At 43.3% G+C, this 24,337-nt stretch carries 14 protein-coding genes and 3 pseudogenes; 8 read left to right on the top strand and 9 right to left on the bottom strand.

What is annotated here, in order from left to right:
• Window positions 1-89: 89 nt before the first annotated feature.
• A complete protein-coding gene (gene prmA, locus HWQ40_RS10845; RefSeq protein ID WP_292777582.1) occupies window positions 90-1,010 on the bottom strand; it encodes a 50S ribosomal protein L11 methyltransferase in 921 nt (306 codons plus the stop codon).
• Window positions 1,011-1,139: 129 nt separating this feature from the next.
• Window positions 1,140-2,720, bottom strand: coding sequence for a phosphoglycerate dehydrogenase (serA, locus tag HWQ40_RS10840; protein ID WP_292777580.1), 1,581 nt, complete (start codon window positions 2,718-2,720; stop codon window positions 1,140-1,142).
• 1,283 nt (window positions 2,721-4,003) lie between these two features.
• On the opposite strand from serA, the gene HWQ40_RS10835 reads away from it, so the two are divergent.
• Together HWQ40_RS10835 and HWQ40_RS10830 are read left to right on the top strand one after the other, a co-directional pair.
• On the top strand, window positions 4,004-4,213 hold the full coding sequence (locus tag HWQ40_RS10835) for a PRC-barrel domain-containing protein (protein ID WP_292777577.1): 210 nt from the start codon (window positions 4,004-4,006) through the stop codon (window positions 4,211-4,213).
• Between the two features lie 377 nt (window positions 4,214-4,590).
• The gene (locus tag HWQ40_RS10830; RefSeq protein WP_292777575.1) at window positions 4,591-5,352 is read left to right on the top strand and encodes a Uma2 family endonuclease; all 762 of its coding nucleotides are present in this window, start codon (window positions 4,591-4,593) and stop codon (window positions 5,350-5,352) included.
• A gap of 104 nt (window positions 5,353-5,456) precedes the next feature.
• Here HWQ40_RS10830 and HWQ40_RS10825 read toward each other — a convergent pair whose 3' ends face one another.
• Together HWQ40_RS10825 and HWQ40_RS10820 are read right to left on the bottom strand one after the other, a co-directional pair.
• Entirely contained in the window at window positions 5,457-6,311 is an 855-nt protein-coding gene (locus tag HWQ40_RS10825; protein ID WP_292777573.1) for an HIT family protein, read from the bottom strand.
• A 165-nt stretch (window positions 6,312-6,476) separates the two neighbouring features.
• On the bottom strand, window positions 6,477-7,277 hold the full coding sequence (locus HWQ40_RS10820) for a Uma2 family endonuclease (protein ID WP_292777571.1): 801 nt from the start codon (window positions 7,275-7,277) through the stop codon (window positions 6,477-6,479).
• A 148-nt stretch (window positions 7,278-7,425) separates the two neighbouring features.
• On the opposite strand from HWQ40_RS10820, the gene HWQ40_RS10815 reads away from it, so the two are divergent.
• Window positions 7,426-11,265, top strand: a complete 3,840-nt coding sequence (locus HWQ40_RS10815) for a HEAT repeat domain-containing protein (RefSeq protein ID WP_292777569.1) — start codon at window positions 7,426-7,428, stop codon at window positions 11,263-11,265.
• A gap of 88 nt (window positions 11,266-11,353) precedes the next feature.
• A pseudogene (locus tag HWQ40_RS10810) lies at window positions 11,354-11,563 on the top strand (type II toxin-antitoxin system HicB family antitoxin).
• A gap of 102 nt (window positions 11,564-11,665) precedes the next feature.
• On the opposite strand, the gene HWQ40_RS10805 reads toward HWQ40_RS10810, so the two are convergent.
• Window positions 11,666-13,822, bottom strand: a complete 2,157-nt coding sequence (locus tag HWQ40_RS10805; RefSeq protein WP_292777567.1) for a polyribonucleotide nucleotidyltransferase — start codon at window positions 13,820-13,822, stop codon at window positions 11,666-11,668.
• A gap of 101 nt (window positions 13,823-13,923) precedes the next feature.
• Window positions 13,924-14,469 (bottom strand): annotated as a pseudogene (locus HWQ40_RS10800) (N-acetyltransferase).
• Between the two features lie 278 nt (window positions 14,470-14,747).
• Here HWQ40_RS10800 and HWQ40_RS10795 point away from each other — a divergent pair.
• The 4 genes from HWQ40_RS10795 (at window position 14,748) to HWQ40_RS10780 (ending at window position 22,427) form a co-directional block, all read left to right on the top strand.
• Window positions 14,748-18,083: a DEAD/DEAH box helicase gene (locus HWQ40_RS10795; RefSeq protein ID WP_292777565.1), complete on the top strand. Its 3,336-nt coding sequence runs from the start codon at window positions 14,748-14,750 to the stop codon at window positions 18,081-18,083.
• A gap of 194 nt (window positions 18,084-18,277) precedes the next feature.
• Window positions 18,278-19,042 carry a toll/interleukin-1 receptor domain-containing protein gene (locus HWQ40_RS10790; RefSeq protein ID WP_292777563.1) on the top strand — a complete coding sequence of 255 codons (765 nt, stop codon included), beginning with the start codon at window positions 18,278-18,280 and terminating at the stop codon, window positions 19,040-19,042.
• Between the two features lie 136 nt (window positions 19,043-19,178).
• Entirely contained in the window at window positions 19,179-21,392 is a 2,214-nt protein-coding gene (locus HWQ40_RS10785) for a tetratricopeptide repeat protein (RefSeq protein ID WP_292777561.1), read from the top strand.
• Window positions 21,393-21,599: 207 nt separating this feature from the next.
• The gene (locus tag HWQ40_RS10780; protein WP_292777559.1) at window positions 21,600-22,427 is read left to right on the top strand and encodes an SWIM zinc finger family protein; all 828 of its coding nucleotides are present in this window, start codon (window positions 21,600-21,602) and stop codon (window positions 22,425-22,427) included.
• A 134-nt stretch (window positions 22,428-22,561) separates the two neighbouring features.
• On the opposite strand, the gene HWQ40_RS10775 is transcribed toward HWQ40_RS10780, so the two are convergent.
• The 3 genes and pseudogenes from HWQ40_RS10775 to HWQ40_RS35615 form a co-directional block, all read right to left on the bottom strand.
• Window positions 22,562-22,747, bottom strand: coding sequence for a PCP reductase family protein (locus tag HWQ40_RS10775; protein ID WP_292777556.1), 186 nt, complete (start codon window positions 22,745-22,747; stop codon window positions 22,562-22,564).
• A gap of 129 nt (window positions 22,748-22,876) precedes the next feature.
• Window positions 22,877-24,268, bottom strand: coding sequence for a photosystem II reaction center protein CP43 (psbC, locus tag HWQ40_RS10770; protein ID WP_292777554.1), 1,392 nt, complete (start codon window positions 24,266-24,268; stop codon window positions 22,877-22,879).
• Window positions 24,252-24,337 (bottom strand): annotated as a pseudogene (locus tag HWQ40_RS35615) (photosystem II protein D2); the annotation flags it as partial. The pseudogene HWQ40_RS35615 and the gene psbC, both read right to left, overlap by 17 nt.

Raw genomic sequence — 24,337 nt, 5'->3', positions numbered from 1 at the left:
GTCACTTACTGAAAGATCCCCGGCTTATTTAAGAAGTTGGGGATCAAATTGTTTAGGAATGATTTAGGATTGCGATAATTTCTACCGAATTAAGAACGCCGTACATTTAAACAACACCATTCTTTGCGTTTCCACAGGGTAGCAACAACCCAGCCATTTTCTTCTAAAGCGTCAGCGACCGCTTTAGATTGTTCTAGTAAAATTCCACTGAAGATCGCCCAAGTTTCAGGTTTAGCGATCGCACTCATTTCTGGAATCAATTCAATAATCACATGAGCCAAAATATTGCAGACAATACCATCCACTGGGCTTGCAATTAGTTTTGTCAAAACGTCTACACTTCCCTGTGCAGGTAGTAAACGTTCTGGGCTAATCTCATTCAGCGCACCATTACTGATAGTTGATTGCACCGCCAAAGGGTCAGTATCTACTGCATAGACTTTCTCGGCTCCCAATAGCAGCGCCCCAATGGAAAGGATACCAGAACCACAGCCAATATCCGCAATTACCAGATGCTCATGTTTGCCACTATTACCCACAAACGACTGAGGAACTCCACTTAGCCGCATTTCCAGGGATTCCAAACATAGCTGAGTTGTGGCATGGTTGCCCGTACCAAATGCTACACCAGGATCGAGGCGAATTACTAACCGTTCCGTTGTTTCTGGTAATGGTAGCCAAGCGGGGTTAATTAGGAAGCGATCGCCTATTTCTTGTGGATGCCAATATTGTTTCCAGCTAGTCGCCCAATCTTCCTCATCAATTAACTGCCATTGCAAAGAAGGAGATGAAATTCCTACACAGAGGGCATCTTGACGCAGCCATAGCGACAGCGCTGCCAAATCTAGTAGCTGCGTTTGAATTGTTGGCAGATAAGCTCTTACTAAAGATGAGTTTCCTTTATTTTCACTAGCTGTACCACGACAGCCAAAATCTTCCAGTCGCCAAAAGATCGAATCTTCTAAGTCTGGCTCACATAAAATATTTAGTTCCCACCAGGTGTTTGCCATTTTTGATTGCTGTTAGCGCTAGCGGGGCGTTCAGCCCGTGGTGAGTGCTGAGTTTGAGGGAGTTAGGAGTTAGGAGTTTTTAACTTTTAACTCCTAACTATTCACTCCTAACTTTTCTTCACTCAGCACTCATAGTGTTACTGTATACGCGTCCCGAATACCAGGGACTTTTATAATTTCATCCAAAATGCCCTCTGGTAAAGGGTCATCTATACTCAGAGCCATGACGGCATCACCACGGACGATTTTACGACCTACTTGCATACTGGCAATATTCACATTAAAACTGCCGAGTAGGGAACCAAGTTTGCCGATAATCCCCGGCATATCGCGGTGCAGGGTAAACAACATATATTTGCTGGGTGGGACGTTAATCGGGAAACCGTCAACGTCGGTGAGGTGGATTTCCCGCTCACCTAGCAAAGCGCCTGTGACCGAATGAGTACCTAAAGTACCCGTGGCTTCTAGATGCAGTGTGCCGGCATAATCTCGAATGGAAGCATCGCGGGTTTCAATTACCCGAATTCCGCGTTCTTTGGCTTCTATGCTGGCATTTACGTAATTTACTCGTTCCCGCAAAGCTTGGTAAAGTAGTCCTTTGAGGGCAGCGACGATTAAAGGCTGACTTTTGTTGGTTGCGAGTTCCCCTTGCAGTCGAATATTGAGTATTTCCACCCGTCCGCCAGCTAGTTGTCCCACTAGATTACCGAGAGTTTCTGCTAGTTGCATATAGGGTTTGAGTTCTTCCAACACATCGGGGCCGAGTCCGGGAATGTTGACGGCTGAACGTGCTGGTAGTCCTAAAAGTACATCCCGAATTTGTTCGGCAACATCAATGGCCACATTCACTTGAGCTTCCGTGGTAGAGGCTCCCAAGTGGGGAGTGAGGATGATTTCTTTACCTAGCGATCGCAATTCTGATTCACCCAATGGTTCTGACTCGAACACATCCAAGGCTGCACCGCCGATTTTACCTGCTTTCAGAGCTGCTGCTAAAGCTACTTCATCAATGATCCCACCACGAGCGCAGTTGATAATCCTGGCTGTGGGTTTCATTTTTGCCAAGGTTGTGGCATTGATTAAGTGGGTAGTTTCTGGGGTTTTCGGGATGTGTAGGGTGATATAGTCTGCTTGCTGGAAGAGTAAATCTAGCTCCACCAACTGACAGCCAATTTGTTCGGCTCGTTCTGTAGAAATAAATGGGTCATAAGCTAGGAGTTTCATCCCCATTGTCCTAGCTACAGCGGCAACATGGGAGCCAATTTTACCCAAACCGACAACGCCGAGAGTTTTTTTGTAGACTTCCGCACCAACAAAACTATTGCGATCCCACGCACCGCGTTTCACCGAAGCGTTAGCATCGGGGATGTGGCGAGACAAAGCCAAAATCATCGCTAGCGCGTGTTCGGCGGCGGCAATTGTATTTCCCTCTGGAGAATTGACTACCACAATCCCCCGGCGGGTGGCAGCGGGAACATCCACATTATCCACACCTACACCAGCACGACCGATGATTTTTAGTTGGGTGCCGGCTTCAATGATTTCTTGAGTGACGCGCGTACCAGAGCGAATCATCAGCGCGTCATACTCACCAATAATTGCGATCAGTTCCGCTGGTTTTAGACCTAGTTTGACATCAACGGTAGCAACTTGCGAAAGAATGTCAATTCCAGCTTGGTCAATTGAATCAGAGACAAGAACCTTAGACATGATTACTTCATTTAAAGCTACAGGTTTTGCTGCACAAGACTTTTTAGTTTAGTCTTTATCTGTCGCAATTCAGCAAAAATTATTCGTTTGAATATCGACTTAACCTTAACTTACACTATCTGGTGATGGTATCAAAGCATGAGTTGCTTCCGGTGGATACTGCCTCCTAAGTATTTGAAGGTGAGTGGCTATTTGCATCACCCTGCCGCTAAATATAAAGCATGAATAGCACTAAGCACCGATATATTTATTAATAGTTAAAAGTTACCAAAATTTTATCGGCTGAAGCAACTTTCTGAGTGGGGTAAAAATGCCTGTATTCTTGACTGGGCTGCAACTTTAGATGAGGCAATGCTATGCACAACCAGGAAATGAGCTAGTAACTATTATATCTGTCAAATCTTGGCTGTTTCTAGATACCACTTGTGGTATCCCTTAGTCAAAGCAAAATATTGCAACTTTTATCCCAAACAGGCGTTTAAATTCACCAACCGATCGGCTTTTGATTTGTTCGTATCGCATATTACCAAAGTCAGCTTTCTGATAAAACCCCTATCCTACCATAAAAAATTTGTTTAAGAGTCTAAGGAAGTCGTGAAAGCTTTCTGGGAAGTTTGATGTTCTCTTGAAGATGAATAAACCTATTCTGTTTCTGGATTCGGCAATCTTTTACTTAAGTCACAATCTCTTCACTACTTTTACACCTTTTTAGTTAGTTTATCTTTTCAGATGTATCCTGCTTTTTTAAATCATGTTTAAACGAACCTTCAAGTATCCGATAAATTGAACTATCAAAATCAGCTTTAAATAATAGTATGAAACTCAATTAACTAAAATCATCTTTTAAGTCATTCAATAATATTGAAACTAAAAATAAAAATAGTTACTTCCAAAAAATTGAAGGCAAACAGGATCGTATCTATCTTTTGAAATAGTCTTTTTAATTTTATTGATTCCTAAAGATGAAAGTTAATCAAGGCAGATTGCAGATAAAAATATGTCAATAATCTTGTATGCTCTTTCCAGTAAGGTTAGCCATAAAAAATAACAATAAATAAAATAAAAAATGCCTAGACTAGTAGGATAACGCTCTAATACTGGAGCAAATATCACCAGCTCAATCATTCTGCTCGCCATATTTGGGGCATTTTCTGAATACTTTGGTGTGATTGATATCGTTCCCGGTTTTGGACGAGAGGGACGATATTTTCAGCTTAAGTTTCAGGCGACTAACGAACAAATGATTCAAAAACCAAATCAATAAAGATACTAGGGATAGATAAATGCTTAAAGGTAGTGATGTTATCGATAAAGTGGTCGTCACCTACGACAGAGGTAAGAAAATTGTCCGAATTATAGATTTAATTTTTGATCGGGAACGCAATCAACTTTTGGGTTTTCTAGTTGCAGAAAAGGGACTGTTTCGAGATGCAAAAGTGATTCCCCTACAAGAGGTACAAGCCATCGGGTCAGATGCGATCGTTCGTAGTTAACTCGAAAAAATCTGTTGTGAAGGCACATCGTGTCCACGGATTGAACAAGCATTGGGTCGTCCAGTTCTGAATATCTTACTAAGTTCGGTCTATAGCAAAGAACCACAAATCTCTGACAAGGAGTTACGTGCTTCAGAACATGGAACGGCAGCCTTAGTGCATCATGGTAATGGGCGATCGCAACTTGAATCCAAATCGATCTTAATAAAATAACCAAAAAGGTCAAGATGGTTATTTATCGTGTGCGAGTAAGTTAGGTAGAACAAAAATATGCGCTAACGACTGATTCCTGCAAAGACATTGCTAGCAGATAAATCGCTATAATTCTGGTGAGCCAAATAGAGCCAAATATCCTTTGAGTTTTGGGGAAACCAGCCATGTTAGAGTACAACTTGCCAAGGTACTTGCCCTCAGCCGAGGAACTACCAGACTCTGATGAAACGCCTGTGGATAATGAACTGCAAGAATTAATACCAGGCTTGCTGAAGGCTATCCTGCTGATACTTTGGTCAGAACGCATGGACTGGTTGTTTGGCATAGATATGGGTATTTATTATCACCCAGATAAACCGCCAATTGTGCCAGATGGGTTTCTGAGCTTAGGGGTAGAGCGGTTTTATGATGAGGAACTGCGTCCCAGTTATGTGCTGTGGGATGAAAATGTTGTACCGATTTTCGTGCTAGAAGTAGTTTCCCAAAATTATCGCAAGGAATACACTACTAAGTTGGATGAATATGAGGCTTTGGGTGTACTTTATTACGTAATTTATTCCTCTCGTCGCCGCCGCAAACCGCATCTGGAAGTACATAAGTTAGTTAATGGTAAGTATGAATTGCAAGAGGGAAACCCCGTTTGGCTACCAGAAATTGGATTAGGAATTGGTTGCGAAAGGGGAAATTATTGCGGTGTAACGCGGGAATGGATGTATTGGTATGATGAGCAAGGACAACGGTATCTCACGCCCGCAGAACAAGTAAAACAAGAGACACTACGCGCTCAACAAGAGACACTACGCGCTCAACAAGAGACACTACGCGCTCAACAAGAAGCACAACGCGCTCAACAAGCAGAACAACGGGTGCAACAATTGACAGAACAATTAAGAGCGCTGGGAATAGATCCAGATAATCTGGGTTAACTGAAATATTTTGCAATATTTTCAGAAAACTGAAAAATCAGGTTTTTCAGATTTATGTATTTGCTATCAATCCAGTTTTGCTACTGGAAGCTGTCAGTAAAAAACTATTGCTTTTTAGGAATAACGTTCCTGATTCCACTTTTAGCACCAAGAGTGTCACCTTTGTAACGAGGGATGACATGAATACTGGCGTGCATAATATTTTGACCTGCGGCTCGATTGATGTTCATTCCTATATTAAAGCCATCAGGTTCAAATTCTGCTTTGAGAATTTTTTGTACTTTGTTAACCATAAACCAGCAAGCAGATTGTTCTTTAAATGGTAGTTCAAAATAACTGCCAACATGACGTTTGGGAATAATTAAAACATGTCCTTTACTTATAGGATAGCCATCAAAAATAGCATAAGCAGTTGCTGATTCAGTTAATAGTTTGAGACTTTTTTGGGGATTACAGAATATACAATAATTAGATGAATTTCGCTGATGATTATAGTGAACATACTTATATACTTCCCGATATTCATCTAAGCAAATTGAAGTAAAGGGAAGTTTGGCAATACACTGATAGGTAGGTTTTTTGTGAACATAATGTTCTCGAAACCCTTCTTTTTTGATATCCCTTCTTACAGCATAATAAGCTTTGCCTCCTGGTTTTAATAAGTGTGATATTTCCATTAGGACATTAGTTTGTTCTTCGGTAAATAAAACATTTAAAACATAAAAGCAAATTATTGTATCGAATTTAGTATTAGGATATTCTGGAAAATAATATGGGTCATAGCCTGTAATATCACAACCTTTTTGGCGCAAGATTTTAACATCATTACCAAAGCCACAACCAAAGTCTAGTATTTTGCCTTGGAGAAGGTTTTGATTTAATAAAAACTGTGCCGGAAATGATAGATAACTTCTTTCGATCGCAGTAAGATGACTGAATTGATTTTTTTGCTGTTTCATAGAATTTTGCTGCTGATGTCTCAAAATTATTATTCCCAGCATCTCTTTAGGTTATGCGATATCTACGACGGTCACTGAGCCAAGTCGTACCACTTGCCTACGGCACGCTCCGCGAACGTGGAAGCAAGCTACGCGCAGCGTCTCGTAGAGAAGTGCGGGCTACGCCTACGCATCAGGGTCAATACCTAGCTCACGTAACTTAGCAGCTAATATATCAGCACGTTGGCGTTCCTGTTCAGCACGTTGGCGTTCCTGTTCAGCACGTTGGCATTCCTGTTCAGCGCGTTGGCGTTCTTGTTCAGCACGCTGGCGTTCTTGTTGGGCTTGTTCGCTGCTCCACAACAGTAAATTTCTTTCTGTATCCCACCAGCGCAGCCAATTCATGGTTTGACATAATCTTTCACCTTGCCAAATTCCGAGAAATAACTCTAACTCAGGAATCCAGTAACGTCCATTAGCATCTGCTTGCTGCAAAGTATATTGCCCATTTTGCAAGCAGCGTAGTTCTATGCTTGGTTCGTAAGGGTCGTAGGTTACGTAGGTTGGAACTTGGAGAATCTTTTCGTAATAATAGAGTTTACCGTAGGGTGGAGTTGAACGGACTGATAGTTCTCCACCTTCTGTGTCTGAGAGAAATTCCATTACTACAGCCACAGTAGCGCCTTCTAAATTCGGGGTGTAGCTACGACGAACTACATTTCCCACAGACTGCACTTGAGGAACGTAAAACCAGTCTGGTGCTTTAACAACAATTTTTTTGTTGACTGTGGCTACAAGTCCAAAATTAGAGCCAATCAGCATTTGGGGTTGGATGCGTCCTGTGCTTCCCAAAGCATCGGTAAGCGCAGCAGCGATCGCAGGTTGTTGAATATTTTCCACTGGATCGTCTGGTAAAATGAAATCTGCTGGAAGTGCTTCCCAAGTAACAATTGGTTCTTTTTGGATGGGGTTAACTTGTAGAACCATAAAACTACTCCTAATATCAATGCACAGTTATTAGTTATTTTTAACAAATCTTCAGCTAGCATCGCTTTGAAGCTAAAAACCCAGAAATCTGGAAAAATTTCTCTAACAGGTGTATATACTCGTAGTCAAGTATTTAGCAGGCGTGAGTATGATAGTTGAGTGGTTCACTCTCTGGATAGGTCAAAAAGCGGTTGGATTTCTTGTCAAAACTATTATCAGCGAAGAATTTTTCAAAGATTTAGTCAAGGACTACGCTAAAGATTTTTTCAAACATATCTTTAATAATGCTGTAATTGCGCCCTTTAAACAAGAACCGCTTCAGAAAGTTGTAGTTATGGCGCTGACAGAATTTTTGCAACTGATGCAGCAGCAGTTAAAGGTTCGTTGCAAACTTGATGAAGCTGAAATTCAAAATTACGCTGAAGATATCAATAAATTTATCCGTGATAAGTCGGTTAAAGAAATTTTTGGTCAGGCTTTTGATATTAAATGTGATTCTCTAGATTTTAAAACACTAGTAGATAGTTGGAAAAGACTTCAACTCAAACCTCTACCACCTAAATTTAACTGGCAAACAATTACAGAGCAGTATCTCATACAAGTCCAAGATATTCTTTCGGATTCAGAAGAGTTACGCTATATCTTGGAACTTCAGAAATTATCTAGTATTGATAAGACTTTAAAAGAAAACGCAGATATTCTCAAGGATTTTAATTTACCGCAATATTTAGAAACCATTCGTGAACGCTACGGCAATCTGAAGTTAGATAGTTTAGAAACTACAGCCCGCGAACATCCGGTAAATTTATGGCAAATGTTTATCCCGCAAAATGTGCGGCAAGTTTATCAGGTTTTACCAGAACTGCCTAAAGAACATCTCCGTAGGCTACAAGAAAGTAACCAATTAGATGCAGAATTTGAAATAGAAAAATTTAAAGAAGAAACAGAACGTTATCAACGCAATTATTTTGAGCAGCCAATCCGTTCAGTATTAGATGTTGTCCGAGATCAGCAACGCAAAAATTATCTAGTTATTTTAGGCGATCCTGGTTCCGGCAAGTCTACATTGTTGCAATATCTAGCGTTGGATTGGGTAGAAAAAACTCTTGAGCAGAATGATTTTAATCTGCCAATTCCTTTGCTGATTGAATTACGCAATTATATGCGCGATCGCGATGCGGGTAGTTGTAATAATTTTCTCCAATTTTACCATAATAGTCCCAATTGTTTTTATCACCTCAATCAGCATAAATTGCATGAACAGCTAAAGGCTGGTAATGCTTTAGTCATGTTTGATGGTTTGGATGAAATCTTTGAATCGGCGAAGCGGGAGGAAGTAATTACCTGTATTCATCGCTTCACTAATGAATATCCCGATGTGCAGGTTATTATTACTTCTCGGATTATTGGCTATAAGCAGCAACAGTTGCGAGATGCAGAGTTTCGCCACTTCATGTTACAAGATTTAGAACCAGCACAGATTCAAGATTTTATTCAACGTTGGCATGATAAAACTTTTACTCAAGCCGAAGAAAGAGATAAAAATATCAAACGAAAGCGTCTACAAAGAGTAATTAATGAATCAAAAGCAATTGCAGAACTTGCACAAAATCCACTGCTGTTAACGATGATGGCAATTCTCAATCTCAAGCGAGAATTACCCAGAGATAGAAGTGAACTGTATAAAGATGCTTCCGAGGTTCTGCTGCATAATTGGGACGACGGACGCAATTTAAAGCCGGATGAACGTCTAGACATTATTGATTATAAAGATAAACAGGCAATGTTGCGTCAAGTTGCTTATCAAATGCAAACCAGTGAAAAAGGTTTAGCTGGCAACATTATCTATGCGGATGATTTAGAAGCAATCTTCACTAAATACCTGCAAAGCATACCAGTGAGTGATGCTAGAGATAAAGCCAGACGGTTGATGAAACAACTGCGCGATCGCAATTTTATTTTATGTTTCTTGGGTGCAGATTACTATGCCTTTGTGCATCGGACATTTTTAGAATATTTCTGTGCTTGGGAGTTTGTCTGGCAGTTTGAGAAGGAACGAAGTATTACAATTGAGTATCTCAAAACTGAAGTTTTTGGCAAACACTGGCAAGATGAAACTTGGCATGAGGTGTTACTGTTAGTTGCGGGAATGATTGAGGCGAAATTTGTTGGTGAAATTCTGGAATACTTGATGGTGCAAGATGGCGAAGAGGAAAAGTTTATCAACCTGTTTTTAGCGGCTAAGTGTCTTGCAGAAGTGAGAAATCGCTCGGTGATTGTGTCAGTGGCTAATAAATTGCTTAATGAGCTACAAGACTTAACTAAATATGATCTATGGTACTATTACTCCCTCCGTGATAACGAAGAAACTAAGCTAGTTCAGGAAGTTCGCACTCAAGCAGTTGCAACAATCGCCGCAATTTGGAAAGATAACAGCAATACCTTACACTGGCTTAAAGACCGCGCCACTGCTGATAATCAAGGGAATGTGCGAGGTGCAGTCATCGAAGCATTAGCCAGCAATTTCAAAGATCACCCCGACACACGCTCGATTCTCAAAGACCGCGCCACTGCTGATAATCAAGGGAATGTGCGAGGTGTAGCCATCGAAGCATTAGCCAGCAATTTCAAAGATCACCCGGACACCTGCTCGTTTCTCAAACACCGCGCCACTGCTGATGGTGAAGACGATGTGCGACGTATAGCTATCGAAGCATTAGCCAGCAACTTTAAAGATGACCCGAACACGCGCTCGTTTCTCAAATACCGCGCCACTGCTGATAATCAATGGGTTGTGCGACGTGCAGCCATCGAAACATTAGCCAGCAATTTCAAAGATCACCCCGACACTCACTCAATTCTCAAACACCGCGCCACTGCTGATGGTGAAGACGATGTGCGACGTTCAGCCATCAAAGCATTAGCCAGCAATTTCAAAGATCACCCCGACACTCACTCAATTCTCAAACACCGCGCCACTGCTGATGAATCAAGAAATGTGCGATGTGCAGCCATCAAAGCATTAGCCAGCAATTTCAAAGATCACCCCGACACCCGCTCGTTTCTCAAAGACCACGCCACTGCTGATAATCAATGGGATGTGCGAAATGCAGCCATTGAAGCATTAGCCAGCAATTTCAAAGATGACCCTGACACCCTTTCGATTCTCAAACATCGCGTCACTGTTGATAATGATAGGGATGTACGATGTGCAGCCATTGAAGCATTAGTAAGCAATTTCAAGGATCACCCAGACACCCGCTCAATTCTCAAACACCGCGCCACTGCTGATAATCAAAAGTATGTGCGAGGTGCAGCCATTGAAGCATTAGCCAGTAATTTCAAAGATGACCCTGACACCCTTTCGATTCTCAAACATCGCGCCACTACTGATGATCAAGAGGATGTGCGAGGTGCAGCCATCAAAGCATTAGCCAGCAATTTCAAAGATGACCCTGACACTCACTCAATTCTCAAAGACCGCGCCAATGCTGATGAATCAAGGAATGTGCGAGGTGCAGCCATCAAAGCATTGGCCAGTAATTTCAAAGATGACCAGGACACCCGCTCGTTTCTCAAACACCGGGCCACTGCTGATAATGCATGGGATGTGCGACGTTCAGCCATCGAAGCATTAGCCAGCAATTTCAAAGATGACCCCGACACCTGCTCGATTCTCAAAGACCGCGCTACTTTTGATGATGATGAGTATGTACGATATTCAGCCATCCAAGTATTAGCCAAACACTTCAGAAATCGGCCTGATTTGTTTGAAATTTACTATAACTGCGCTGTCAATGACTCCTTTGAGGGTAGCCATAATCCTCCGTATAAATACAACCCTCGACGGGTTGTACTGGAGATAATTATCAAGCAATTTCCTCAGCATCCCCAGACTTTACCACTGTTGCGCGACAAGGCAGAGAATGACCCAGATGAGCAGGTGCGAAACTTTGCTCAACAGAAGTTGGCAGAATTAGAGAAGTAAAAGAGTTTCAAAAATATGAACAACACAGAAGTTCGTCATTAAAAATTCGTAATTCGTAATTCGTAATTCGTAATTATGTTTCAGAAGAATGAAATATATAATCGTTATTCAGTGATCTGATGAAGATGAGTGTTTTGTTGTGAGTCTTCCTGAATGGGGATTTTGTCATACTCACGGAGATACTTACGAAGAAGCTTTCAAAAATGCTCAAGAAGTTTTAGAAATGCTGATTGAATCATCTTTAGCAGACGGTCAACCTTTACCAGAGCCAAAAACACTAGAAAAGTCGTTAAAATAATTTGTAATTCGTAATTTGTCAAATTAGAGAAGCATACGGCGATGCCTTCACGATAGGCATCGCGGATTTTAGATTTAATCTAATCTAAAATCCCAAATCGAGTTACCGATTCACCGCCGCAGCTTCTCTTGCTGCTGTTGCTTGATCTGGGTGAATACCCAAGCGGGTGAGATTAATCCGACCTTTGTTATCAATTTCGCGCACTTTGATAATCACTTCATCGCCCACCGCTACTTCATCCTCAACTTTACCAACGCGGTAGTCAGCTAGTTGAGAAATGTGAATCATGCCTTCTTTTCCTGGCAAGAATTCCACAAATGCACCTATCGGTATAATCCGAGTAATGCGTCCTGCATAGACATCCCCTTCATGCAGCTTGCGGGTCATGCCTTGGATGATATTTCTGGCTCTCTTGGCCTTGTTCTCATCCACAGCGGAAATTGTCACGGTGCCATCATCTTCGATGTCAATTTTTGCACCAGTTTCCTCTGTGATGCCCTTAATAGTCTTACCTCCAGGCCCGATGACCAAACCAATCATGTCTGAATCAATCTTGATTGTTAACAGACGTGGAGCATAAGGTGAGGTTTCAGTTCGTGGTGTGTCAATGCAGGCGAGCATTTTCTCCAGAATGTGCAACCGGGCTGCTTTCGCTTGGTGGACAGCTTGGGCAATAACCTCCAACGACAAACCGGAGATTTTCATATCCATTTGCAAGGCGGTAATCCCGGTATCCGTCCCGGCAACTTTGAAGTCCATGTCGCCCAAAAAGTCTTCAATGCCTTGGATGTCGGTTAGGACTCGCACTTCGTCCCCTTCCTTAATCAGACCCATTGCCGCGCCACTGACGGGTTTGAGAATTGGTACACCAGCATCCATCAGGGCGAGGGTGGAACCGCAGACTGAACCCATTGAGGTGGAACCGTTGGAGGAAAGTACTTCCGATACGATGCGAATCACGTAGGGAAATTGTTCTTTTGACGGTAGCACAGGGATTAGCGCTCGTTCTGCCAATGCCCCGTGACCAATTTCACGCCTTCCTGGGGCCCGCATTGGCTTGGTTTCACCGACTGAGAACGGCGGGAAGTTGTAATGATGCAGATAACGCTTGTGCTGATCTAGCTGCATGTCATCGTTGAGGTTTTGAGCATCCCCAGGTGTACCCAGAGTACAAGTGGATAATACCTGAGTTAGTTCCCGGTTAAATAAACCGCTGCCGTGGACTCGCTTTGGTAAGACATCAACTAAACAAGAAACCGGACGCACTTGATCGAGTTTACGACCATCAACGCGGACGTTATCTTCGATGATTTGTCGCCGCATGAAGTATTTGGTAATATCTTTAAAAGTGTTACCAAGTGCCTTCTTATTTGCAGTTGCCGCAACTCGAATGGGGTCTTCTTCTGGCAGTTCGGTAATCGTCGCGGCAATTTCATCCTTGACGACATCTAAAGCTGCATCGCGTTCGGGTTTGGTCAAACTAAATTGAGACAGGATTTTCTTAATCTGACCGTTGGCGCGATCGCGGATATAATTTTCTAGGGTTTGGTCTACTTCTGGTGGTGCTTCTTGCACTATTACTAGACCAAGTTCGGCGATTAAATCTTGCTGCGCTTTGATTAAGTCCCGCACTGCTTCATAACCAAAGTCAATCGCCTCGAGAATATCTCGCTCTGGCAACTGATTGGCTCCCGCTTCCACCATGATCACGCCATGTGGTGAACCTGCTACTACCAGATCCAAATCTCCAGCTTCAGTTTCTGCGTATGTGGGATTAATAATGAAATCATCTCCCACTAAACCAACCCGCACTGCTGCCATTGGCCCATTAAAAGGAATCTGGGCAATTAGGGTAGCAATGGAAGCGCCCGTAACTGCTAACACATCGGGTGGAACTAACTCGTCCATCGACAGCGTTAAGGCAATAATTTGCAAGTCATCCCGCAACCATGAGGGGAACAAAGGACGCATGGGACGGTCTATAAGACGGCTGGTGAGAATTGTTTTTTCTGGTGGACGACCTTCGCGCCGCATGATCCCGCCGGGAATCCTACCAGCGGCATATAGCCTTTCTTCATAATCTACAGTAAGGGGAAGAAAATCAATGCCTTCTCTGGCTTGCGATCGCGTAGCCGTCACTAAAACGGATGTGTCCCCTGATTCTATCAAAACCGACCCACCTGCCTGGGGAGCTAATAGGCCTACTTTCAGTCGAATATCCCTTCCATCGAAGGATATTGACTTATCAACTTCTGCCATTCAGTTTTTTTTCCTTCTCTTTCGCTATTCTCTTTCTGTGGCAATCCTAACATTTATGCCCTATGGCTGACTTCTAGTACATACAAAGATAGACAAGTCGTTTAACGCAAAGTGTGATACAAGATTAGCGCGTCTACCAGCTGCCTATCCTCTAACTTCGCCGCGCCTGGAATTCACCCAATAATCTCAAATCCTAACGACTGCCAAAGTGTAATTGAAGGTATATTAGTCTCAAAGACCAAATTAAACATTACTGCTTCGTAGCCCAGGTTTGCTGCTATCGAAAGCATAGCCTCTCCCATGAACCGTCCTAAACCCTGACCGCGTAATCCAGGTTGTACAATAAAACCAGCGTTGCAAATATGGCTACACCGACCGGGAAAGTTTGGCTTTAAATAAAACGCCCCTAATATTTCTTTTGGCTTGTGTGTAGGATCTACAACAGATGTCCTGACAACAAAGGCATCCTTGCTTAACCAGTAAGCTGAAAATTCTGTAGGAGAGAGAGGTTGCTTTTGGGGATAGGTTTTACCTTCAACAATTACAACATTGAGTAATGCTCTTACAACCTCTTGTTCTTGAGAATGCATATAATCCAGTTCCACTAATATGCCGTTTTTTAAGACTTTAATTAGGGGAAAATTCATTATTAACAATGTTTATGTGGAATCATTACTTATACCAATTCTGTATGAAGATGCGCTAAACCATGTTTAATAATGAGAAATAAAAACGAACCGCAAAGGAGGCAAAGGACACAAAGAAAGAAAAAGTTAAAAGGGTTTGGCGCCGCCTCACAAATAAATGGTATTAGATAATTAATTATATGAGGAAATTGGTTAATAAATGTTCTTGAGAAGAGGCAAAAATTAGAATAATTGCGATTTTAATTCTGGAGTTTTGGGAAAATCTGAGTAGTTAGCAAATGGCGATTTTACACTGTAATTGGTTACTAAAAAATCAAAATAGTAGTTTATTTATTTGGGGGGAAACTTGGCGATCGCCACGAGTGAATTTTGAGTCTAATGCATCTGGAGATATAGCACTACATCCATTGGCAATGACATCAGTTGAGTTGAGTGAGTGGTTGCGTTCTCAAAATATGGCAATTACCAACTTCATCCAAAAACCCCAAGTTGCTATGCCTGCGGCGGGCGGAGCGATCGGAACTACTGGGCGAGCCTCCAAAGGAGGAGCTACGCTAACGCGCAAAGCCGCCAGTGCCACTGAGATCAGTTTGCCAACGCACTCTCAAATCATAGCCTTACCAACTTATATCCCAGAAGGCAGTGATCAAGGAACAGTAGCGATTTTTCCTGTACATTCTGCCAGCTTGGGGGAAAATACAGATTCACCACAATATTTGCAACCGTGGCTAGTTGAGGGTTTTTGTCTCAACCCCAGCGAAGCAGTAAAATTTCTCGCTGCTATTCCCCTAAATGCTGCGAAAGGGGAAGATGCTTTTTTGGGTGGAGATTTACGCTTTTGGTCGCAGGTTGCGCGATGGAGTTTAGATTTAATCTCTCGTTGTAAGTTTTTACCAACAATTGACCGAGAATCAGATGGTGCATTTGCTGCCAAATGGCAAGTACTTCTAGACAGTGCTGTAGATGGAACCCGCCTAGAAAAATTTTCTGCGAATATGCCGTTGGTTTGTCGTACTTATCAGGAGGTATTGGGGACTGGGGAGGATTTTTCCCAATCCCTACTTTATGTAGACTTTCCCACAGAACCTCAAGAATTACTTTTGGGATTTCTCAACAGTACGATAGATGCCCAAGTGCGAGAAATGGTAGGTTCTCAACCTCCAATTGAAGCTAAGGCGATGTCTACGACGGGCAACGCCTACGCATCTTTACCAGCTGGGGTGCGACAGTGGTTGCAAGCCTTAACTAGTGCATCTGGTACAGTTAATGCAGATGCAATTGAAGTGGAACGACTGGAAGCGGCACTGAAGGCTTGGACTATGCCGCTACAATACCAGTTAACTCTTAAAACTCTATTTCGTACCTGTTTTCAACTGCGTTCTCCACAGTCTGGCGAAACAGATTGGACATTGGTGTATTTCCTGCAAGCGGCTGACGATCCTGAGTTTTTGGTGGATGCGGCAACTATTTGGAACAATCCAGTTGAACGATTGGTTTATGAAAATCGGACAATTGAGCAACCACAAGAAACATTTTTGCGAGGTTTAGGGGTAGCTTCCCGATTATATCCAGCGATGTCTGGCGACAAGGCGCAAAGCGCCTACGCACCCAGTTTAGAAACCGAATATCCTCAATCTTCTCGTCTCACCCCCATTCAAGCTTATGAGTTTATCAAAGCTGTAGCCTGGAGGTTGGAAGACAGTGGTTTAGGAGTAATTTTGCCTCCCAGTTTAGCGAACCGTGAAGGATGGGCAAATCGTTTGGGTTTGAAAATTACTGCCGAAACCCCAAAAGGAAAGCAAGGACGTTTAGGGTTGCAGAGTCTACTAAATTTCCAATGGCAATTGGCAATTGGTGGACAGACTATTTCCAAAGCTGAGTTTGATAAACTTGTGGCTTTAAATAGTCCGCTAGTGGAAATTAACGGCGAGTGGGTAGAATTGCGACCCCAAGATATCAAGACAGCCCAAACTTTTTTTACCACTCGCAAAGACCAAATGGCGCTTTCCCTGGAAGATGCTTTGCGTCTGAGTACTGGGGATACTCAGGCAATTGAAAAGTTACCAGTGGTCAGCTTTGATGCATCTGGGGCATTGCAAGAGTTGATTGGGGCGTTAACCAATAATCAAGCGATCGCACCTTTACCCACACCAGCAGGCTTTAAAGGACAGTTACGACCTTATCAAGAACGTGGTGCTGCTTGGTTATCCTTCCTGGAACGTTGGGGTTTGGGCGCGTGTCTCGCCGACGATATGGGACTCGGTAAAACTATCCAGTTCATTGCTTTTTTGTTACATTTAAAAGAACAAGATGCGCTAGAAAATTCAACACTGCTAGTTTGTCCAACTTCGGTTTTAGGCAACTGGGAAAGGGAAGTCAACAAATTTGCACCAAGCCTGAAAATTTTGCAATATCACGGTGACAAACGCCCAAAAGGGAAAGCGTTTTTAGAAGCCGTGAAAAATCACGATTTAATTGTTACCAGCTACTCACTGCTTCATCGAGATATCAAGTCATTGCAAAGTGTCTCTTGGCAGATAATTGTTTTAGATGAAGCCCAGAATGTGAAAAATCCAGAGGCGAAGCAGTCAAAAGCAGTACGCCAATTAGAAGCTACATTTCGGATTGCGTTGACGGGGACACCAGTAGAAAATAGATTGCAAGAACTATGGTCTATTTTGGATTTTCTGAATCCTGGATATTTAGGCAATAAACAATTTTTCCAGCGTCGGTTTGCCATGCCAATAGAAAAGTATGGTGATACGGCTTCTTTGACTCAGTTACGTTCATTAGTACAACCATTTATACTGCGGCGATTGAAAAGCGATCGCGACATCATTCAAGACTTGCCAGATAAGCAAGAAATGACCGTATTTTGCGGTCTAACTGGTGAACAAGCTGCACTTTATCAACAAATTGTAGAACAATCTTTAGTCGAGATAGAATCTGCTGAAGGATTGCAACGTCGGGGGATGATTTTGGCTTTACTAATCAAACTCAAACAAATCTGCAATCACCCAGCCCAATATTTGAAAGAAGCGACATTAGAGCAACATAATTCAGCCAAACTTCTGCGCCTAGAAGAAATGTTAGAAGAAGTTTTAGCAGAAAGCGATCGCGCTTTAATCTTTACACAGTTTGCTGAGTGGGGTAAATTACTTAAACCCTATTTAGAAAAACAGTTAGGGCGAGAAATATTCTTTTTATATGGCAGCACCAGCAAAAAACAACGCGAGGAAATGATCGACCGTTTCCAACACGATCCTCAAGGCCCCCCGATTATGATTCTTTCTCTAAAAGCGGGTGGTGTCGGACTGAATTTAACACGCGCAAATCATGTATTCCACTTTGATAGATGGTGGAATCCAGCAGTGGAAAATCAAGCCACAGACCGAGTATTTCGCATTGGACAAACCCGGAATGTGCAAGTACATAAATTTGTTTGTACTGGCACTTTAGAAGAAAAAATTCATGACATGATTGAAAGTAAAAAACAACTAGCTGAACAAGTTGTAGGTGCTGGTGAAGAATGGTTAACTGAACTGGATACAGACCAACTTCGTAACTTATTAATACTTGACCGCAGTGCAGTAATTGACGATGATGCAGAATAAGTTTGTGGTGTAAATTTAACTTTTTTGCATGTAGTATAATTCTACAAAATTATATTTGTTCGTATGCATTAGCTTCTTGCATAAATACTTCTCGACTTCACGTAAACGCGCAAATAAATAGTTAAAAATCGAGACTTTTGCAAGGAGTCTATTGAATGTTTATATTGAAAAGTATCTTATTTTGATATAACTCTATGGACGATCGAGAAGCATTACAGAGAACTCTCAACCGCGCCCACCGTGCTCTCCAGATATTAGAAGAACAAAAAGCTGGTTTTGGAATTCGAGTTCCAGTAGATTTGCAAATCGAACTGGAGGAAAAAGAAAAAGAAGTAGCTAGCTTAGAGGCGCGATTGAGTCATTTTCAAAACAGCATCGATAAAGTAGAGGCAAAAAGCAACCAAAAGGAAGTTTTTATCTCCTATACCTGGCGAGATAATCACAGCGAAACATTTGTACAACAACTAGAGAAAGTATTTCAGGCAAAAGGTATTACAATCATTCGGGATAAAAATGCAATTGGCTACAAAGAACGATTTCAAGAATTCATGCAGCGATTGAGTCGTGGCAAATGTGTGATTGTGGTAATCAGCGACCAATATTTGAAGTCTGAAAATTGCATGTATGAACTAGTTGAAATTGCCAAAAATGGAAAACTTTATCATCGAATTTTTCCCATAGTTTTAGCAGATGCCCAAATTTATAAGCCTATTGAAAGAATTAAATATGTTGAGTATTGGGAAAAGCAAATTCAAGATTTAAATGACGCTATGAAAACAGTTAGCGCCGCTAATTTACAGGGATTTAGAGAAGAAATTGACCTATATACTGAAATTCGTAATATGTTTGCTAATCTTATAAACCTGCTGAAGGATATGAATGCTCTGACGGAAGAGATTCATATACAATCAGATTTTGAGGCACTGCTCAAAGCGATCGCAGAAAGTTTAGATGAGTAAGCTAAGAGCGAATGTACGGAGCGTCTGCCAAAAGCGATCGCCCTCAATGATTCGGGAAAAGTGGATATCTTGTTGCTCCTCCTACCCTTTGCCTTTTTTCAACTGCAAATCCTGAGATTTCTTTTTATCAAATTCTATGGATAATCAAGAAGCACTACAGCGAACTCTCAACCGCGCTCGTCGCGCCCTCCAGATATTAGAGGAGGAAAAAGCTGGTTATGGGATTCGAGTTCCAGTGGATTTGCAGATCGATCTGGAGGAAAAACAAAAAGAAGTCACTAGCTTAGAGGTGCGATTAAGCCAGTTAGAGGGAAAGCGCTCAGAAAGTTTGCCCGATAACCTGCCCCGCTATAACGATGTGTTTGTGGGACGCAAACAAGAAATTGCGCGTTGTTTGGAGGCACTTTCACCAGAGGAACGCGGTTGGGGTGTGGCGATCGATGGTATTGGTGGTATGGGCAAAACGGCGTTAGCGCTGGAGGTAGCACACCTTGCCCGTGAGCAAGCCTTATTTGATGCCTATCTGTTTGTTTCTGCCAAGACTACCTGGCTCTCAGCTGAGGGAGTGCGAGAAGAAACCCTCGCCTTGTCTTCTCTTGATAGCTTCTGCCGGGAATTTGCCAAGGGGTTAGGACAGACAAATATTGTGAAAATGACTGATGCCACAGAACGCCGCCGCGCCCTTCTTGATGCCCTGCGGGGACGGCGCACCCTGTTGATTTGGGATAACTTGGAAACGCTGAATGCAGAAGAACGCGATATGATTGCCGAGTTTGTGCGGAAACTGCCCACCCCCAACAAAGCCATCATCACCAGCCGCCGCCGCACTGGGGAAAGCGCCGTCACCATCCGCTTAGATCGTCTCTTAGAGACAGAAGCTTTGGAATTAATGAGAGAGAAGGGAAGATCGCACCCCCGTCTAGCCCAGGAACTAAACGCCACGAAGCCAGAGATATTGACCGCTTTATATGAAGCCTCTGGTGGCAATCCCCTAGCGCTGGATTGGACATTGGGACAGGTGGCAGACAAAGGTTACTCTATCAGTGTTGCCCTAGAGCGATTGCGGAATGCCGCCAAATCTGAGGATCTCTACGGGTTTCTGTTTGCCGATGCTGCCAAAACTCTCTTTGAAAATGACCGCACAGTGTTGTCTGCCCTAGTTGTATTCCTGACACCAGCAAAAACCGCAGCACTGGCAGATGCTACGGATTTAGCCATTACCGAGATCGAAGTTTCTTTAGAGCGGTTAGTCACTCTATCTTTGGTAAATGACTTGGATGAAGAACGGTTTGGCCTGCACCCCCTCATCCGCACATATATTCGGGCAGTTGTGGGCGGAACGGATACCGTTGTAACTGCACCCCTAAGTGGAATTCGGTTTGACTCTGCTGCCCAAGGCAAAGTTCTGCGCTACTGGGTGGACTTTGCCCAGAAGTACGGGGGTCAGGGCAAAGATGCCTATCAGACACATGACAAGCTGGAAGCCGAGTGGCAGAATCTAGAGGGCGTGGCGACAACCCTGCGGGAGATGGCAGGTATTCCCGGTGCGTTGAAAGACCGACAGGCTGCCCAGATGCTCATCGATTTGGAAACCGCTTTGTATAACTTCCTCTTCTTTCGCGGCTACTGGGATGAGCGGGTGCGCTTGGGTGAGTGGGTATATCAGGCGGGAAAGGCGCTCGGTCAGTGGAGCGATGCTGGTTGGGGTGCCTATAATGTTGCCTGGATTTACTATAATCGCGCGGAGACTGATAGAGCAGCAAGTTGGGCGGCTCAGATGGCGGAGGCAATGGAGCAGGGCGGTAGTCGTCTGGAGAAGGCTGTTGCAATCGGTCTGCAAGGAACCATTGCAAGCCAACGCCGGGAATGGGCGGAGGCGGAGCGACTGTACCAGGAGAGATTAGCAATTTACCGAGAGTTTGGAGAGGAAGAACGTGAGGCGATCGCCCTCAACGATCTGGGAGCAGTTGCGCTATTGCAGGGACAATACGATCGCGCCGAATCATATAATCAGCAAGCATTGGCGATAGAAGAAAAATTAGGAAATAAAGAAAGACAAGCAACTTATTGCGCCAGCTTGGGACTTCTCGCCCTTAACCGCAATCACCCTTCAGAAGCCCGCCCCTGGTACAAGCGTGAGTTAGCCCTGGCGCAGGAAGTGGGGCGGCAAGACTTAGTGGCTAATGCTCAAGCGGGGCTGGCGCGAGTTTTGGAGAAGGAGGGGCGCTACCCAGAGGCGCTACCCTTGGCACTGGCTGCCCTGGAAATCCAAGAGCGCCTACGCGATCAAAACTTGGATTTTTCGCGCCAATTAGTTGAGCGATTGCGGCGCAAGGCGGGAATGGAATAATTCGTAATTCGTAATTCGTAATTAATTCAAGGTTTTACGTCCCTGTCTTGTCACAAACTTCCAATCTGTAGGCGTATATTTGCAAAACTGATATGCTCTCAACCATAAACGTTATAGTCTGAGATAACTGTCACAAAACGAGATCAACCCATCCATTCCATAATTTTAAATTTTGAATTTTGAATTCGGAGCGAAGCGACGTGACTTATGACTAATTACACATTACAAGCAAGTCGAGAATGGTGGTCACAACAATGGCTAGATTTGCTAGATTCCTATCGCTTTAAAAAACGCTTAGAACGTGCGAGAAACTATGCTCGTCAAGGAAATGTTCTCAGCATCGAATTTAAAGGTGCAAAAGTATTAGCTAGGGTTCAAGGTAGCGAAGTGGAACCCTATAAAGTTTCCCTTTCCCTTGAACCATTTACCGATGAACAGTGGGGTTATGTAATTGAAACCATGTCCCAAAGAGCAATTTTTGCTGCCAAGCTACTAGCAGGAGAAATGCCACAAAATATAGAAGAAGTCTTCACGGCTAATGGTCTTTCGATATTTCCATTTACCCTTGGTGATGTTCACAGTAAATGCTCTTGTCCTGATAAAGCAAATCCTTGTAAACACATTGGTGCGATATACTATCAGTTAGGCGATCGCTTCAGTGAAGACCCCTTTGTACTATTTCAATTGCGCGGACGTTCTAAAGAGCAAATTATCAGCGATTTGCGTAAGTTACGTAGTACCAAGAATGGATACAGTACTACAGAAACGCCTGATGTTCAACAGTCAATTCCTAATAACAAATACTCAGTAAAAATTAATTCTTTCTGGCAATACAATGAGCCACTAGAGTCATCATTGGTAGTGATTGCACCATCTACTAGTGAGACGATATTAGATGTATTGGGAGCGATTCCCCTAGCGAAAGAAGAGGAAAATGCAGTAAATTCAACTTCGAGTGATGTGGTAATGAAGTATTTAAATACCGTTTACAGAGATGTAAGCCAGAAGGCTGTTTTAGCAGCAATGAATGTATGAGGAAGTTGATACTAATTCGTAATTATGAATTAAATTGACTGGAATATTCTCGCCTTAAAACTCTATCCCTTAATTGGTAGAGGATTTACCAATTCTGAATTCTGAATTCTGGATTCTGACTCCTGACTCCTGATTTATTGTCCAAACTCAAGCCTAGCTTGTTCTACCAAATCAGCAGTCACAGCCTCTTGGCCTGCTTCACGAGCTAGCTGTTCAATTCTGGCTTTAGCTTGAGAGCGGACAAAAAAGGGAATATTTTGTAACTTTTCCTTAGCTTCAGATGTCCATCGCAAAGCATCAATAAAATTGGAGTCGTTCATAGATTAGTTACCTTGGCAAGTCGCTCACTTTAATTAATAGATTACTAATTTTCCTATAAAAAAAGCCCTTGCTTTTATGCAAGAGCCTCTAAATTATTTAGTTGTCAGTGATGAAATAAACTTTACAACCTAGTCAAGGTCGTCCATGAACATCACTGGCTCAGTATCACGGTTAATTCCTTTCTCAAAACCACCAGCAGCAGCCCGTGCGCGACCAGCGTGCCACAAGTGACCAACTAGGAAGAAGAATCCTAGTACGAAGTGAGAAGTCGACAACCAAGCGCGAGGAGATACGTAGTTGAAAGAGTTAATTTCGGTAGCCACACCACCCACGGAGTTCAAAGAACCCAGAGGAGCGTGTGTCATGTATTCAGCAGCGCGACGAGCTTGCCAAGGCTGAATATCATTCTTGATTTTTTCCAGGTCAAGACCATTGGGACCACGTAGAGGCTCCAACCAAGGGCCACGGAAATCCCAGAAGCGCATGGTTTCACCACCAAAGATGATTTCACCAGTTGGAGAGCGCATCAGGTATTTACCTAGACCTGTAGGGCCTTGGGCAGAACCGACGTTAGCACCCAAGCGTTGGTCACGAATCAAGAAGGTCAAAGCCTGAGCTTGAGAAGCTTCTGGACCGGTAGGGCCAAAGAATTCGCTGGGGTAAACCGTGTTGTTAAACCAAACAAAGATTGAGGCAATGAAGCCCATCAGAGAGAGAGCGCCCAAGCTGTAGGAAAGGTAAGCCTCACCTGACCAGATGGATGCACGACGCGACCAAGCAAAAGGCTTGGTAAGAATGTGGAAAATACCGCCAGAAATTAAGATAAAGGCAATCCAGATGTGACCACCGACCACATCTTCTAAGTTATCGACGCTGACAATCCAACCTTCGCCACCGAAGGGAGACTTGATTACATAACCGAAGATAACTGCTGGATTTAATGTCGGATTGGTAATAATCCGAACATCACCACCGCCTGGTGCCCAGGTGTCATACAACCCACCAAAGAACATTGCCTTTGCTACCAACAGCAATGCACCGAATCCCAAAATAATCAGATGGAACCCGATGATGTTGGTCATCTTGTTCTTGTCTTTCCAGTCGTAACCAAAGAAAGAAGAATATTCTTCTAAGGTTTCTGGGCCACGAACGGCATGATAGATACCGCCAAAGCCAAGGACGGCTGAGGAAATTAGGTGGAGTACACCGACAACAAAGTAGGGGAAGGTATCGATGACTTCACCACCAGCACCAACACCCCAGCCCTGAGTGGCGAGGTGAGGTAACAAGATCAAGCCCTGCTCGTACATGGGCTTTTCAGGAATGAAGTGAGCGACTTCAAACAAAGTCATCGCTCCAGCCCAGAATACAATCAAACCAGCGTGGGCAACGTGAGCACCCAGCAGTTTACCAGATAAGTTGATTAAACGTGCGTTACCAGACCACCAAGCAAACCCAGTGGATTCTTGGTCGCGTCCAGCGCCGCCTAAGATATTTGGTCTATTAGAGAGCGTTACCACGTGGTAATACCTCCTCAGGGAATACAAATTGTTCGTGGGGTTGATCTTGAGGAGCCATCCAAGCGCGGA

The sequence above is a fragment of the Nostoc sp. NMS9 genome (genome assembly GCF_017114995.1).
In the GTDB taxonomy this organism is placed as follows: domain Bacteria; phylum Cyanobacteriota; class Cyanobacteriia; order Cyanobacteriales; family Nostocaceae; genus Nostoc.
Note: the sequence above shows the minus strand (reverse complement) of the source record. Positions and strands in the feature narration are given on the sequence as shown.